This window comes from Prevotella sp. P6B1, from assembly GCF_000702825.1.
Taxonomy (GTDB): domain Bacteria; phylum Bacteroidota; class Bacteroidia; order Bacteroidales; family Bacteroidaceae; genus Prevotella.
In genome coordinates this window covers 54,953-69,234 of the sequence record NZ_JNKF01000014.1, presented here as the reverse complement: position 1 = coordinate 69,234, position 14,282 = coordinate 54,953, and the positions used below count along the sequence as shown (strand labels likewise).

Below are 14,282 nucleotides of genomic sequence, written 5' to 3'. Positions count from 1 at the left end.
AACTTTGATCTTTGAACATTCTTTTAGTCGGCGTTCCGCCTTTGTAAAAGCGGCATAGCCGAGCGGAACTTTATTTTTCGGTCATCAGGGCTTGCATGAATTCGTTAAGCTTCAAGAGACCGTAACTGCCTGATACGCAGCTCACTTCGTCGTATTGCTGAACCTCGTCGGGCTCGATGGCTTTGTGCCAAATCAAGAATGGCACGGGCTGTCCTACGTGTATGCGCATCTCAACAGGTGTCAGGTGGTCGGGCAGCACTGCCATACATACGGGCTCGTTCATCTTAAGGATGTGCTCGTAGATGGGCTTGATGAGTCGTTGGTCGAGATACTCGATGGTTTTGAGCTTCAGCTCCAGATCGCCGTCGTGTCCGGCTTCGTCGCTGGCTTCAACATGTACAAACACAAAGTCGTCGTGCTCCAACGCCTCGATAGCCGCCTTAGCCTTGCCCTCGTAGTTGGTGTCGGCGAGTCCGGTAGCCCCTTCCACTTCCACAATTCTCAAGCCTGCATAGTGACCAATGCCACGAATCAAGTCTACAGCCGAAATCACTGTACCCGATTTGATGTCGGGATACTGCTGCATCAGCGTTTCCATCGACGGACGATAACCACCGCTCCAAGGCCAGATGCTGTTAGCCTGTCGTTCGCCTTTAGCGACCTTAGCCTGATTATAAGGGTGCTTGGGCAGCAGCTCCTGCGATTTCAAGATAAGTTCGTTCAGCAGGTCGGCTGTCTCCTGTGCTTCAGGAATATCAGCTTTTACCAGCAGTGGGCGCCACTCCTCGTTAGGATGGTCGTGGGGTGGGGCGCAAGTAATGTGCTTGTTGCCGCCCTTGATTACCAGCAGGTGACGATACTGTATGCCAGTGATAAATTTTACGCGTTCGCAGCCCAGACTCTCGTTGATGGGCTTGGCCAGGGTTTCGTTCAGATAGTCGATCAGCAATCGGGCATCATCTGTTTCCAGATTACCACCGTTGTGTGTGATGATCTTTCCATCCTGCAGATTGATGATGTTGCAACGTAAGGCCAGGTCGTCGTCGGCCATCTCATAACCTATCGAGGCAGCCTCCAATGGTCCGCGACCCTCGTACACCTTATTCAGGTCGTAACCTAAGATGGCGGTGTTGGCCACCTCGCTGCCAGGAGGAAATCCCTCGGGCACGGTTATCAGTCGGCCGCAGCGTCCTTCTTTTGCCAACTGGTCCATCATGGGTTTGTTGGCATATTGTAGTAATGTCTTTCCTCCCAGTCGTTCTACTGGCAGGTCAGCCATTCCGTCTCCTAAGATAATAATGTGTTTCATAGCTTTTAAATATTAGCGATTGACATGATGTTTGCGAAGACACCTGCTGCTGTTACGCTGGCACCGGCACCATAGCCTTGAATGAGCATGGGGTACTCCTTGTAGCGCTCTGTGGTTAGCAGCACAATGTTGTTTGAGCCCTCCAGACGGTAGAACGGATGGTTGATATCCACCTCGCGCAGAGCTACGTTGGTCTTGCCGTCTTCCATTGTGGCTACAAAGCGCCAACGCTTGCCTTCGGCATCCAGCTTCTGGCGTCGTGCCTCAAAGTCGGCATCCAGCTCAGGCAACTTCTTCCAGAAGTCGTCAACCGTACCCTCAAAGTATTCATTGGGCACAAACAGATGCTTCTCTACATCGGCCTGTTCCACCTGATAGCCGGCCTCGCGGGTTAGAATCACCAGTTTGCGAATCACGTCGGTACCACTCAGGTCGATACGTGGATCGGGCTCGCTGTAGCCCTGCTCCTTGGCACGTCGTACAGTCTCCGAGAAGGGCACGTCGGCAGCTATCTCGTTGAAGATGAAGTTCAGCGTACCACTCAGCACAGCCTCGATTTTCAGGATTTTATCGCCCGAGTTTCGCAGGTCGTTGATGGTGCCGATGATAGGCAGTCCGGCGCCCACGTTGGTTTCGTAACGGAACCAGACACCTCGGTCGCGAGCCGTCTTCTTCAGTTTCATATAGTTGGCGTAATCGCTCGAAGCCGCCAGTTTGTTGGCTGCAATCACGCTGATGTTATGCTCTAAGAACGATTGGTACAGCGCAGCAATATCCTTGCTGGCGGTACAATCTACAAACACGCTATTAAAAATGTTCATGCCAATCACCTCGTCGCGCAGGTTCTTGCCCTGTGCCTCGGGAGCCTTCAGCAGTTCACGATAGTTCTCAAGGTCGATGCCATCGCGGTCGTAGATGCCAGCCTTCGACGAGGCGATACCCACCACGTTCAGCTTTAGACCGTTACGCTGCATCAGTGTTTCGTACTGACTGCGAATCTGCTCAATCAGCTTGCCACCCACGGTGCCCACACCGCAGATAAACAAGTTGAGTACCTTGTATTCCGAGAGGAAGAACGAGTCGTGGAGTACGTTGAGCGACTTGCGCAGGAACTTGCCATCCACAACAAACGAGATGTTCGTCTCCGAAGCACCCTGTGCACAGGCAATCACGCTGATACCACTGCGACCTAATGTGCCAAACAGTTTTCCTGCGATACCTGGTGTATGCTTCATGTTCTCACCTACGATGGCGATGGTGGCCAGTCCGCTCTCGGCGTGCATGGGGAACATGGCGCCCGTCTCAATCTCCTTGGCAAACTCGTCGTTCAGCACCTCTACAGCATCGTTTGCATCCTCGTCGCGCACACCGATTGAGGTTGAGTTCTCTGATGATGCCTGCGATACCATGAACACACTGATACCCTTGTTGGCCAGCGTGGTGAAAATGCGTCGGTTCACACCAATCACACCTACCATCGACAGTCCCGTAACGGTAATCAGGGTGGTACCTTTAATACTGCTGATACCCTTAATAGGCTTCTGATCGTTCTCGATATGATCCTTAATCAGTGTGCCCGGGTGTTCGGGGTTGAATGTATTCTTAACCTTAATGGGAATGTTTTTTACGCAAACGGGGTAGATGGTTGGGGGATAGATAACCTTGGCACCAAAGTTACACAGCTCCATCGCCTCGATGTAGCTCAGTTCATTGATGGTGTAGGCCGTCTTAATCACACGTGGGTCGGCGGTCATAAAGCCATCCACGTCGGTCCAAATCTCCAGCACCTCGGCGTCGAGTGCTGCAGCAATGATGGCGGCGGTGTAATCGCTACCGCCACGTCCCAGGTTAGTGGTCTCGCTGGTGTCCTTATCTCTACTGATAAAGCCAGGCACCACAGCTACCTCGGGCATATCTTTAAACGCCTCGCGAACCAGCTGGTTGGTCAAATCGGCCACCAGACGGTGCTTGCCGTTCTTTTTTTCTGTACGGATAAAGTCGCGACTGTTCATGCGCTTGCCACCCTTAATGAGTGTGGCCACGATGTTCGACGATAAGCGCTCGCCGTAACTTACAATCGCATCTTCTGTCTTTTTCGAGAGGTCGTGAATCAGATATACGCCATAATAAATGCTCTTCAACTGGTCGAACAGCTGATCCACTTTGTTGAATAAATCTACGCGCTTTTTGTCATCGGTAATGATGGTGTCGATCATTTGGTGATGTCGTGTCACCATAGCGTCGAATTCCTCGCGCCACTTGTCGTCACCCTTCAGGGCCATCTGCGATGTGGCAATCAGTTTATCGGTGATACCGCCCAGCGCACTAACTACTACTACGACAGGTTGCGTCCGAGCCTCTGTCTCAACGATTTTTTTCAAGCTAAGAATGCTTTTTACGGAACCTACGGACGTTCCGCCGAATTTCAATACTTTCATATTCCTATGCAATTTATCTTGCCTTTAGCGGTACCCTTAAACAAGCAGGGCTTCATCCACTGGCGCTGCAAAGGTAAGTGTTTTTGTGCAAACAGCCAAATATCTGAAAGGAAATTTAGCTATTTACTTTCATTTTATCATGATTCCGGTATAAATTCTTCCACTTTTAATGCCCAGCCTTCGTGCCGAGAAGAACTGGTCATAGTGCTCGTAGGTACATATGCCTTCTATCTCGATGTTGCTGGCAGGCACACCCGTCTGTTGGATGTCGAGCGCATTGGCCTGCCACAGGTCGATATGCCATTTCTCGCGCCGTAAGGCTATGCGCTGCATATCGAAGTCGGCTTGGGCAAATGCCTCGTACACCTCGTCGCCTATCTCGAAGGCCTCTGGGCCGATGCTCGGACCTATCGCCACCTTGAGGTCTTCTGGTCGCGAGCCATAGCGCTCTGTCATTTGGGCGATGGTTTTTTGTGCGATGTGTGCCACGGTACCTCGCCAGCCCGCATGAGCTGCTGCGATGGCTCGCGTGCGCGTGTCATATATTAATATAGGTACACAGTCGGCTGTGGATACGCCGATGCAGGTGCGGGGCAGGGTGGTGATGAGCGCGTCGATGCCCTCAAAGCGGCTACCTAAGTTCTCAGCAGTTACCTCGGCCACCAGTGTATCGTGTACCTGTTGTGGTAGTACCAGATGCTGGTCGTCAATCTCCAGCATCTGACACAGGTCGTGACGGCAGTTGGCTATATGCTCCTCGTTGTCGTCGGTATACCAGGTGATGTTGAACCCGTCGTAGGGTGCATCCATATCTACAAAGCCTCTCTCGGTCGAGAAGGCGATGATGTCTCTTTCTTTGCTTAGGTGTAACATAATGGTGCAAAGGTACAAAAATATTGTTAAAATCTTGTAGAATAGCATATTTTTGTGTATATTTGCAAGCGATTTTTAAATTAAAACTATGACAAAAAACTATCTGATTGGTGCAGCTATTGCACTTCTTTCGCTAACCAGTTGTTCTAATAGTAACAGTAGTAATACAGAGTCGGCAGGTACATCGCCGTCGTTCGACGAAGTGCTGACCTCGCGCCGCAGTGTGCGTAGCTACGATGCCTCGAAGAAGATTTCTGAGGCCGAGGTGCGTGAATTGCTGCTGGCAACACAGGAGGCACCATCGTGGGCCAACCAGCAGCCTTCCAAGTACTATGTGGCCATCAGTCCTGAGAAACTGGCTGCCGTGCAGGATATGGTTGGTGGCAACAAGGATCGTATCAAGGATGCGCCAGTGCTCATCGTCTCTACTTTCGAACGTGGCAGGTCGGGCTTCTTCCAAGGCAATCAGACCAATGAGGTTGGCGATGGCTGGGGTGCTTACGACAATGGTCTGAGCAACTGCTATCTGATTATGAAAGCACGTGCTATGGGCTTCGATACGCTGATTATGGGTATGCGCGATGCCGATCAGTTGCGTGAGTTGTTTGCTATCCCTGAGAGCGAGACTATCATGGCTGTTATTTCGCTGGGCTATCGTGCTGAAGAGCCAAACCGCCCAGAGCGCAAGCCTCTCGATGATGTTGTGAAGTTCTATTAAATAGATCCAGTATGAACTGTGTCAACAGATTTTTTACTAGGTTAATGACCAATGTTCCTGCTGGTCATAAGTTCTATCGTGGTAAGTTTGAGCGTGGCGCGGCTGAGTATGTGTATATTCCAACGGCCCAAGGGCATGTGTTGGATGGCAAGTTCCGCTACGAGTGCAATCACAAGGATGGCAATTATGAGCATGCGGAAGGCGAGTACGAGCACGATTTTAAGAGTGGCTACTGGTCGATGTTCTGTAAGCATAGCGATGGACGTAAAGAGCTGCGCACGCACTTCATGTGTGGCGTGTTGAGCGGCGATATGATCTATGCGTCACTGAACAACACAGATGATACTGCCGAAGACCTGGCGCTGACGGTTTTCGATGGTGAGGTGAGTGGCCATATTACTGGTCGTTTCAAGGATGGACATAGTTTTCACGGTTTGTGCGACGATAATGGTTATCCTGACGGTCCTTGGACGCTGATCAAGTACGACAGGCGAAAAATTGTATCTACAATCACAGAGAACTGGTCGCACGGCATCTTCCAGAATGCCTATCACGAGGATGCCGAAGGACATCGCACGCCAACGGAAGTGAGTTTGCGCGAGCTTATCAATGCCAAGTTGATGAACGAGGTGAGCCAGTTGTTAGGCTATGTCTCTCGCGGCACCAAGGACGATATCCTGCACATCCGCCGTCGTTAAAATAGTTAATCCCCTCCAATCACGGAGGGGATTACTTTTGGTACTACAGCAAGCGTATGAAAAAGAAAAAAGCGAGGGAATCTTTCGACTCCCTCGCTCCTCCTGTCGGGATTACTGGACTCGAACCAGCGACCTCGCGCCCCCCAGACGTGTGCGCTACCAACTGCGCTAAATCCCGATCAAAACTATGCTTAACACCGACCTCATTGTCGAATGCGGGTGCAAAGGTACGGAGTATTTTTGAAACTACCAAATTTTTGGCTTACTTTTTTTTGTTTTCCCACTTATTTTTCCATTTTTCGTACTTTTCGAACAGTTGTTCAGCACGATCGTTGTACCAACTGTAGCCATTTCGGCGCTCAGGACCAATCTCCCACAGATGCTTACGGGGCACTCCATCGCGGTCGCAAACGTAGGGCTGGCAGGTCTCCAAATCGTAGAATCGGGCCCACAGTGGTCCGGCCTTCTCGTCGGCCACCAATCGGGTGTCGGCACCAGGCTCGCCCTTCTTGCCGATACGCTCCAGGCGGTAGCCGGTAATCTTGTGCTTGTCGAACCACGCCATCGCACTGTGTATGGCCTTGCGTACGCGCTCATCGGGGTTGGGCAGATTCATCAGGAAACGCACGATGCTTGCACTCTCCATCGAGCAGAACGATGGCAGCTCGTACGAGCGTGCTTTGGCTGGCGCAAGGGTGGTGTGGTCGTGCTGTTGGCACCATACGGTTAGTGTGTCGCCCACTTTGATCTGTGTGTTCAGAATGCAGTCGATACCTTTATTATATGCTTTCTCAATCTGCTTGTCGAGCTCTGCATCACTCAGATCCTTAAATGGCTCGCGGTCTTTCAGTATCTCGCGCAGGATGATCAGCGTGTTCACCATCGCATCGTCATTATAAGTAATGTGTATCTGGTAATTGCGCATGGTGGGCCAGAACTGGGGCCAGCCGCCATTCTCGTACTGACCACTCAGCAGATAGCGTACGCCCTTGTTGAATGCCTCGCGATAGCGCTCATCCTTGGTCTGCTGCCACAGACGAGCCAGGAAGGTCATCTGCATGGTGGTAGCACCGTTGTCGATGGTCGAGTCGTCAGTCACCTGCTTGTCGGCCAACACCTGTTGGCGCTGGGCGTCAGTAAGCGGCGTCACCATATCGATGTTCTTGGGCCATCCACCGGTATTGCGTTGCCATATCAGCAACTGGTCGCCCACACGGCGGGCTTCGGCAGATTTGAAAAACTCGGGATTCTTTTCTCTCAGCATCTTTTCGCCCTGAGCCGAAGCTGTGGCGATAGGTAATAGCCCAATGAGGGCCGACAGTAGAGTAGTCTTAATGTAGTTCATACAGATGTTTGTTAAAATTGTTGTTCTGGCTGCAAAAGTACAAAAAGATTGCGAACCGGCGCAAAGATTAACACACATTAATAGGAAAAATGTGATAAAATGTGTAAAAATGAGCGCTCTGTGGCTGAAAATGCGTATCTTTGCATCGTAGAAAACGACAATTACAAAAAATGAAGCAATATAGACTCTCGGCACCTGAACGTTTGGCTCAGACCATCCAGTTGCCAGCCTCAAAAAGCATATCCAACCGTGCCCTGATCATCTATGCCCTTAGTGGTGGCAGCAGCCTGCCTGAGAACCTGAGCGATTGCGATGATACAGAGGTGATTATCGAGGCGCTGAAATATATGCCCGACGAGATTAACATAAAAGCTGCAGGTACCGCCATGCGATTTATGACGGCCTACCTGAGCGTGATGCGTGGCACCCATGTGATAACAGGTACAGACCGCATGAAGCATCGCCCCATTGCCATCTTAGTCGATGCGCTCCGCAAATTGGGCGCGCAGATCGAATATGTGGGTGAAGAGGGATTCCCACCCCTGAAGATTACTGGTAAGAAACTGGCTGGCGGCGTACTCGAGATTCCAGGCAACGTCAGTTCGCAATACATCTCGGCACTACTCATGATCGGCCCTATGTTGAAGAACGGTCTGACGCTCCAGCTCACAGGCGACATTATATCGCGCCCCTACATTGACCTTACGCTGTGGATGATGGGCGAGTTTGGCGCTGAAGCCAAGTGGAGCACACCAGATACGATTACAGTGACCCACAAACCCTACACGAGTCGCGACTACTATATAGAGAGCGACTGGAGTGGTGCCAGCTATTGGTATGAGATGGTGGCGCTGAGCAAGGACCGCGAGGCTGAAGTGAAGCTGACTGGCCTGATGGATGGCTCGATGCAAGGCGACTCAACCACCCGCTATATCTTCAGTCTGCTGGGCGTAAAGACTACTTTTGAAACCCAGAAGAAGGGTATTCCACAGTTGGTGACACTGAAGAAGAATGGCCGAGGCGTATCGAAGTTGGAGTACGACTTTGTAAATGCGCCCGACTTGGCACAGACCTTTGTGGTGACCTGCGCCGCACTCGATATCCCCTTTCACTTCAAGGGTCTCTCAACCCTGAAAATCAAGGAGACCGACCGTATTGCAGCCTTGAAGAACGAAATGCGGAAACTGGGCTACGTGATACACGATGCTAACGATAGCGAACTCTATTGGGACGGCGAGCGCTGTGAGCCCAACCTTGAGGCAGGCATCGATACCTACGAAGACCATCGTATGGCGCTGGCCTTCGCACCCTTTGCCTTGCGCACTAACGGATTGATTATCAATAATCCGCAGGTGGTCACCAAGTCGTATCCTAAGTTCTGGGACGACCTGAAATATGTTGGATTTAATATTGAGAGCTTATGATGTTTGCATTAGTTTGTGTAGCGATGATAGCCGCCCTCGGTGTGATAGCGCTGATAGCCAACTGGTTTGACAGGGGCGACGATGAGATTAAGCAGGGACACGACTGCTCTACCTGTACAGCTGCCGATGAGGGCGACTGCAAGATACACTGTCTGCTGGAAGAGCAGAAACAGAAGAAGAAAAAAGAAGAATCAGAAAAGAATAAGAACGTACTGAACAAACTGGGAAGATACTGGAAGTTCGATAAGGATTGATGAATAAGGTTTGTATCATTCTTACAACCGCATTTTTCTTTTTCGCCCCTTGTCTCGCGCAAAAGAATAAGCATACCGCTAAGTCGCGTTGGTGGCATGCCTTCAATGCGCGCTATAATACCTATTATAATGGTCATATTGCCTTTCTCGATGGCAATCTGGAAAAGGAGAAAGGCAACAAGGACAACTATACAGAACTGTTGCCACTCTATCCTGTGGCCAATAAGAACAGTCGCGAGATAGGCAAATCGAACTACGAGCGAACGGTAGAGAAGATGGAGAAAGCCATCCAGCGCCATAGTATCAAGGAGAAAGGACGCGAACTGAATCCGTTCCTCTGGAAAGCGTGGCTGCTGATGGGTAAGGCTGAGTTCCAGATGGGGCAGTTCGAAGAGGCTGCTGCCACCTTCTCGTATATGGCCCGGTTGTATCTGGGCGATCCTATGCGCAGCGGACTGGCTCGCGCCTGGCTTGCCAAAAGCTATACGGAACTGGGATGGCGCTACGATGCCGAGGACGTGATACGCAATATGAGTCGCGACTCGATGGACTTCCGAGCTGTGAAGGATTGGGACTATACCTACGCCAACTACTATATCCGTGAAGGCAGTTACGACAAGGCGGTGCCTTATCTGCAAAAGGTCATCAAGCATGAGCGTCGCAAGCTGCAACGTGCGCGCGAATGGTATCTGATGGGACAGATACAGAACCTGTTAGGCCATCAGCAACAGGCCTATAGCGCCTTTAAGCATGTGGTCAGATGTCATCCGCCTTACGAGTTGGAGTTTAATGCCCGTATCGCCCAGACCGAAGTGTTGGCTAAGAACAACGGTCGTCAGATGATAGGCAAGCTGAAACGTATGGCCGCCAATGATAACAATGCCGACTATCTCGACCAGGTTTACTACGCCATTGGCAATATCTACATGGCTCAAGGCGATACCCTCAGCGCGATAGCCGCTTATGAGAAGGGTAACATGAAAGCTACACGCAACGGTATCGAGAAAGGTGTACTGCTCCTGACGCTGGGTAACATTTACTGGGAGCGCGAACAGTTCAGCGAGGCCAAACGCTGCTATGACGAGGCCATCGGACTGCTCGACAAGGAACGTAAGGATTACGACGTGCTGTCGCAGCGCTCGAAGGTGCTCGACGAACTGGTACCACATACAGAAGCCATTCATCTGCAGGATTCTCTGCTGGCGCTTGCTCAAATGCCGGAGAAGGAGCGCTATCAGGCCATCGATCGTGTGATTGACGCCCTGAAGAAACGGGAGAAGGAGGCACGCAATAACGAGTTGGAAAACAACGCCGATGTACAGCAGCTTGGGGCGCAATCGGATTATCGATCATTGTCCCAACGCCCCCCTTCGGGTGCCCCGCAAATGCCTGGCGCTCAGCAGTCGGGGGGCACGTGGTACTTCTATAACCCCACAGCTGTGAGTCAGGGTAAGATTACCTTCCAGCGCATGTGGGGAAAGCGTGAGAATGTAGATAACTGGCGACGTATCAACCAGACGGTAGTCCGCATGCCGTCGGCAGAAACTGACAGTCTGTCGGCTGCGCCTCTTGACGACATGACAATAGTGACCAATGACAGTGTCATTTCTGGCCCTCAGGATTCTGTAGCCTTCGATCCCCATCAGCGTGAGTACTATCTCGCCCAGATACCATTCACGGAAGAGCAGCAGGCTGCCTGTCACAATATCATCAAGGACGGTCTCTTCTATGCAGGTATCATCCTGAAGGACAAGATGGAACGGCTGGCTATCAGTGAGCGCTATCTGCGCCGGCTGGCTGCAGATTATCCCGACTACGAGCATAATGATGAGGTTTGGTATCATCTGTGGTTGCTCTACTCGCGTCAAGGCAGAACGATGCAAGCCGATGAGTGCATGAGCCAGCTGAAGGAACAATACCCAGAGAGCGAATGGACCCTTTTGATTGCCGATTCACTATATGCTGAAAACGCCCGTTGGGGTGAGCAGATAGAAGACTCGCTCTATGTGGCCACCTACGATGCCTTTAAGACTGACCAGACTGAGGTGGTGAAGGCTAATGCCGCCCTCTCGGCTACCCGTTTCCCGCAAGGTGCGCATCGCGACAAGTTTATCTTCATCAGTGGCCTGAGTAGGCTGAATGCAGGCGATGGCGAAGGGTGTATGACCCAGTTGAAAGAGGTGGTAGAGAAATACCCTGAGAGTGAGGTGAGTCAGCTGGCAGGCATGATCATCAAGGGTGTGCAGGAGGGTAGGACACTACATGGTGGTAAGTTCGAGATCGGTGACCTCTGGAGCCAGCAGAACATAACGCTGACTGATGATTCTACAGCCATCGACACGCTGAGCACAGACCGCAGCGACCACTATATGTTCATGCTTGTTTACAATCCCGATTCTGTGAACCAGAACCAGTTGCTGTTCGAGTTGGCACGCTACAACTTCACCAACTTCCTGGTGCGCAACTTCGAGATAGAAGTAGAACAGGCTGGTGATTATAACCGTATGATTGTGAGTGGCTTCCAGAGTTTCGATGAGGCTTTGCAATATGTCCGTATGCTCTATGACAACGAGGCTCTTCGCACCCATATCGCTGGCACTATGCGTTTGCTGGTTAGTGAGAAAAACCTACCGTACCTGGGCGTCAGAATCGGCTACGACGAGTATCAGCAGTTCTACGAGCGCGAGTTGGCACCCATGCAGGTGAGCAAGGATAATCTGCTTATTATTCCAGAGAACCTTGAGACGCCCGACATTGAGGATATCGCACCTGAGAAACCTGCTGAGCCACAGAAGTCGGCAACGAAGAAGAAACAGCAGTCAGCATTTGATTTTGATGATGATTTTTGGTAAACATTGAGATATATGACAAACGGATTACTACTTTGGGTAGACGACGAGATTGAGCAGCTGAGGGCACACATCATGTTCCTCGAGAAGAAAGGCTATGATATCGTGACCGTTAGCAACGGTACCGATGCCATAGAGCAATGTCGTCAGCGCAATTTCGACCTGGTGCTGCTCGATGAGCAGATGCCTGGTATCAGCGGACTCGAAACCCTGCGTCAACTCAAGGAGATCTGTCCGTCGATGCCTGTGGTGATGGTTACCAAGAGCGAAGAGGAGAACATCATGGAGCAGGCCATCGGACAGAAGATAGCCGACTATCTGATAAAACCCGTCAACCCCAACCAGATACTGCTGGCGCTGAAAAAGAACATTCACCGTAAGGCCATCGAGACAGAGATTACACAAAGTCAGTATCAGCAGAACTTCCAGCAGATAGCGATGCAGATCATGGATTGCCGGACGTGGCACGACTGGGTGGATGTGTATAAGCGTCTGGTGCATTGGGAACTGGAGCTCAGTTCTACAGAAAGCTCTATGACGGAGATGCTGCAGATGCAGAAAGAAGAGGCGAACAACGGCTTTGCGAAGTTCGTGAAGAAGAACTATCTGGACTGGATATCTCAATTGTCGATGGGCAATGGGCAATTGTCGATGGATAAGCCTGTACTTTCGCCCGACATCTTTAAGACCAAGGTGTTCCCGCTGCTCTCTGCTGGCGAAAAGGTGTTCCTCGTAGTGCTCGATAACTTCCGTTACGACCAGTGGCGTGTGCTTTCTGGCGAACTGAGCGAGTATTTCGATGTCGATGAGGATTTGTATTACAGTATTCTACCAACTGCAACGCAGTATGCGCGCAACGCCATCTTCAGTGGTCTGATGCCGAATAGAATCCAGGAGATGTTCTCTGATTTATGGGTGAATGAGGATGAAGAGGAAGGGAAGAACCTGAACGAGGAGCCGCTTATCCGCACCCAGCTGGAGCGCTATCGTCGTAAAGAGACATTCTCGTATCATAAGATAAATACCCAGGCTGATGCCGAAAAGCTGATGCAGCAGATGAACCAGATTGAGAGGAATCCGCTGAATGTGGTGGTGTTTAACTTTATCGATATGCTGAGTCATGCGCGAACAGAGTCGAAGATGGTGCGCGAGTTGGCCAACAACGAGAGTGCCTATCGCTCTATTACGCTGTCGTGGTTCCGCCATTCTGTCATCAGCGGCTTTTTCCGTCAGCTGGCACAGATGGACTGCAAGGTTATTGTGACAACCGATCACGGCAGTATCCGCTGTACGCAGCCTGTGAAGATTGTGGGCGATCGCAATACCAATACCAATCTGCGCTACAAGCTGGGCAAGAACTTAGGATATGATGAGAACAAGAGTCTCTTTATTATCAAGGACCCACGTAAGGCGCTTCTGCCTTCGCCCAATCTCTCTACGAGTTATGTGTTTGCTACGGGCGATGCGTTCTTCGCTTATCCCAACAACTACAATTATTATGTATCGTATTATCGCGACACCTTCCAGCATGGAGGCATCTCTTTGGAAGAGATGATTGTGCCGCTCATTACACTGACAGGAAAGAAAAGATAAATAGCATATGGAAATCAAGATTAACAGTTTAGACCAGATCGGGGAAGCTGCCCGTGAGTTTATCGCCCAGATGGGTGATCGTCGTGTGTTTGCCTTCTATGGCAAGATGGGAGCCGGAAAAACAACATTTATCAAAGCTATCTGCGAAGCTTTGGGCGTTGACGATGTGATTACATCGCCCACCTTCGCTATCATCAACGAATATACATCGGGTGAGGGTGAGAGTATCTATCACTTTGATTTCTACCGTATCAAAAAACTCGAGGAGGTTTACGATATGGGTTATGAGGATTACTTCTACAGTGGTTGCCTCTGTCTCATTGAATGGCCCGAGCTGATAGAGGATGTGTTGCCTGAGGATGCAGTGAAGGTAACGATAGAAGAAAAAGCCGACGGCAACCGTGTAGTTACCGTCGGATAATCAGGGGCGTAGCACTGTTCGCTTAGAGCAGTGCTTCGAATTTCTCTTCAAACTTAGCTCTCGACTGAGCGCCGATAATCTTGTCTACTACTTCGCCGTTCTTGAAGAACAGGATGGTAGGAATGTTGCGGATACCAAACTCTGCAGCCAGATCTTCGTTGTCCTCAACGTCGCACTTGCCAACAACGATCTTGCCGTCGTACTGCTCGGCCAGCTCAGAGATAATGGGAGCCACCATACGGCAGGGACCACACCATGTAGCCCAGAAATCAACTACCAAAGGCTGGTCGCCAGCCTTCAAACTTGCAAAGTTTTCTTTTGTGATTGTTACTTCCATTGTTCTTTTCTGTTTAATTATGT

General features: G+C 50.7%; 12 protein-coding genes and 1 tRNA gene. 7 read left to right on the top strand and 6 right to left on the bottom strand.

The genetic code is table 11. The annotated features are described in order from the left end of the window. Positions 1-70: 70 nt before the first annotated feature. The 3 genes from T495_RS0111115 to pgeF form a co-directional block, all read right to left on the bottom strand. Positions 71-1,309 (bottom strand): cofactor-independent phosphoglycerate mutase, encoded by a 1,239-nt coding sequence (locus tag T495_RS0111115; RefSeq protein ID WP_033148737.1) that lies wholly within the window; start codon positions 1,307-1,309, stop codon positions 71-73. Between the two features lie 5 nt (positions 1,310-1,314). Continuing rightward, complete coding sequence (gene thrA / locus T495_RS0111110) at positions 1,315-3,747, bottom strand: bifunctional aspartate kinase/homoserine dehydrogenase I (RefSeq protein WP_028903806.1); 2,433 nt, start codon at positions 3,745-3,747, stop codon at positions 1,315-1,317. A 129-nt stretch (positions 3,748-3,876) separates the two neighbouring features. Next, a complete protein-coding gene (gene pgeF / locus T495_RS0111105) occupies positions 3,877-4,620 on the bottom strand; it encodes a peptidoglycan editing factor PgeF (protein WP_051652010.1) in 744 nt (247 codons plus the stop codon). 88 nt (positions 4,621-4,708) lie between these two features. Between pgeF and T495_RS0111100 the strand changes: the two genes are divergently transcribed. Together T495_RS0111100 and T495_RS0111095 are read left to right on the top strand one after the other, a co-directional pair. Then, on the top strand, positions 4,709-5,338 hold the full coding sequence (locus T495_RS0111100; RefSeq protein ID WP_051523111.1) for a nitroreductase family protein: 630 nt from the start codon (positions 4,709-4,711) through the stop codon (positions 5,336-5,338). A gap of 44 nt (positions 5,339-5,382) precedes the next feature. Further along, a complete protein-coding gene (locus T495_RS0111095; RefSeq protein ID WP_028903809.1) occupies positions 5,383-6,036 on the top strand; it encodes a hypothetical protein in 654 nt (217 codons plus the stop codon). A 105-nt stretch (positions 6,037-6,141) separates the two neighbouring features. Here T495_RS0111095 and T495_RS0111090 read toward each other — a convergent pair. Together T495_RS0111090 and pelA are read right to left on the bottom strand one after the other, a co-directional pair. Next, a tRNA-Pro gene (locus T495_RS0111090) sits at positions 6,142-6,214 on the bottom strand. A gap of 84 nt (positions 6,215-6,298) precedes the next feature. Beyond that, positions 6,299-7,381: a pectate lyase gene (gene pelA, locus T495_RS0111085; protein WP_033148736.1), complete on the bottom strand. Its 1,083-nt coding sequence runs from the start codon at positions 7,379-7,381 to the stop codon at positions 6,299-6,301. A 170-nt stretch (positions 7,382-7,551) separates the two neighbouring features. Here pelA and T495_RS0111080 point away from each other — a divergent pair, with 170 nt between their 5' ends. The 5 genes from T495_RS0111080 to tsaE are packed head-to-tail and all read left to right on the top strand — an operon-like array spanning position 7,552 to position 13,922. Further along, complete coding sequence (locus T495_RS0111080; protein WP_033148735.1) at positions 7,552-8,805, top strand: 3-phosphoshikimate 1-carboxyvinyltransferase; 1,254 nt, start codon at positions 7,552-7,554, stop codon at positions 8,803-8,805. After that, positions 8,802-9,059 (top strand): hypothetical protein, encoded by a 258-nt coding sequence (locus T495_RS0111075; RefSeq protein WP_155950103.1) that lies wholly within the window; start codon positions 8,802-8,804, stop codon positions 9,057-9,059. The genes T495_RS0111080 and T495_RS0111075 overlap by 4 nt, the downstream gene beginning before the upstream one ends. After that, the gene (locus T495_RS0111070) at positions 9,059-11,911 is read left to right on the top strand and encodes a tetratricopeptide repeat protein (protein ID WP_081832102.1); all 2,853 of its coding nucleotides are present in this window, start codon (positions 9,059-9,061) and stop codon (positions 11,909-11,911) included. Before T495_RS0111075 ends, T495_RS0111070 begins: the two co-directional genes overlap by 1 nt. 12 nt (positions 11,912-11,923) lie before the next feature. Continuing rightward, positions 11,924-13,501: a bifunctional response regulator/alkaline phosphatase family protein gene (locus T495_RS0111065; RefSeq protein WP_033148734.1), complete on the top strand. Its 1,578-nt coding sequence runs from the start codon at positions 11,924-11,926 to the stop codon at positions 13,499-13,501. Positions 13,502-13,508: 7 nt separating this feature from the next. Further along, positions 13,509-13,922: a tRNA (adenosine(37)-N6)-threonylcarbamoyltransferase complex ATPase subunit type 1 TsaE gene (gene tsaE, locus T495_RS0111060; protein WP_028903814.1), complete on the top strand. Its 414-nt coding sequence runs from the start codon at positions 13,509-13,511 to the stop codon at positions 13,920-13,922. A gap of 22 nt (positions 13,923-13,944) precedes the next feature. On the opposite strand, the gene trxA is transcribed toward tsaE, so the two are convergent. Next, complete coding sequence (trxA, locus tag T495_RS0111055) at positions 13,945-14,259, bottom strand: thioredoxin (protein WP_028903815.1); 315 nt, start codon at positions 14,257-14,259, stop codon at positions 13,945-13,947. Between the last annotated feature and the right edge of the window lie 23 nt (positions 14,260-14,282).

Coding starts and splice junctions, on each gene's coding strand:
- pgeF (WP_051652010.1), bottom strand. CDS start 4,620: ATGTTACACCTAAGCAAAGAAAGAGACATCATCGCCTTCTCGACCGAG.
- T495_RS0111100 (WP_051523111.1), top strand. CDS start 4,709: ATGACAAAAAACTATCTGATTGGTGCAGCTATTGCACTTCTTTCGCTA.
- T495_RS0111070 (WP_081832102.1), top strand. CDS start 9,059: ATGAATAAGGTTTGTATCATTCTTACAACCGCATTTTTCTTTTTCGCC.
- pelA (WP_033148736.1), bottom strand. CDS start 7,381: ATGAACTACATTAAGACTACTCTACTGTCGGCCCTCATTGGGCTATTA.
- trxA (WP_028903815.1), bottom strand. CDS start 14,259: ATGGAAGTAACAATCACAAAAGAAAACTTTGCAAGTTTGAAGGCTGGC.
- thrA (WP_028903806.1), bottom strand. CDS start 3,747: ATGAAAGTATTGAAATTCGGCGGAACGTCCGTAGGTTCCGTAAAAAGC.
- T495_RS0111115 (WP_033148737.1), bottom strand. CDS start 1,309: ATGAAACACATTATTATCTTAGGAGACGGAATGGCTGACCTGCCAGTA.
- T495_RS0111065 (WP_033148734.1), top strand. CDS start 11,924: ATGACAAACGGATTACTACTTTGGGTAGACGACGAGATTGAGCAGCTG.
- T495_RS0111080 (WP_033148735.1), top strand. CDS start 7,552: ATGAAGCAATATAGACTCTCGGCACCTGAACGTTTGGCTCAGACCATC.
- T495_RS0111075 (WP_155950103.1), top strand. CDS start 8,802: ATGATGTTTGCATTAGTTTGTGTAGCGATGATAGCCGCCCTCGGTGTG.
- tsaE (WP_028903814.1), top strand. CDS start 13,509: ATGGAAATCAAGATTAACAGTTTAGACCAGATCGGGGAAGCTGCCCGT.
- T495_RS0111095 (WP_028903809.1), top strand. CDS start 5,383: ATGACCAATGTTCCTGCTGGTCATAAGTTCTATCGTGGTAAGTTTGAG.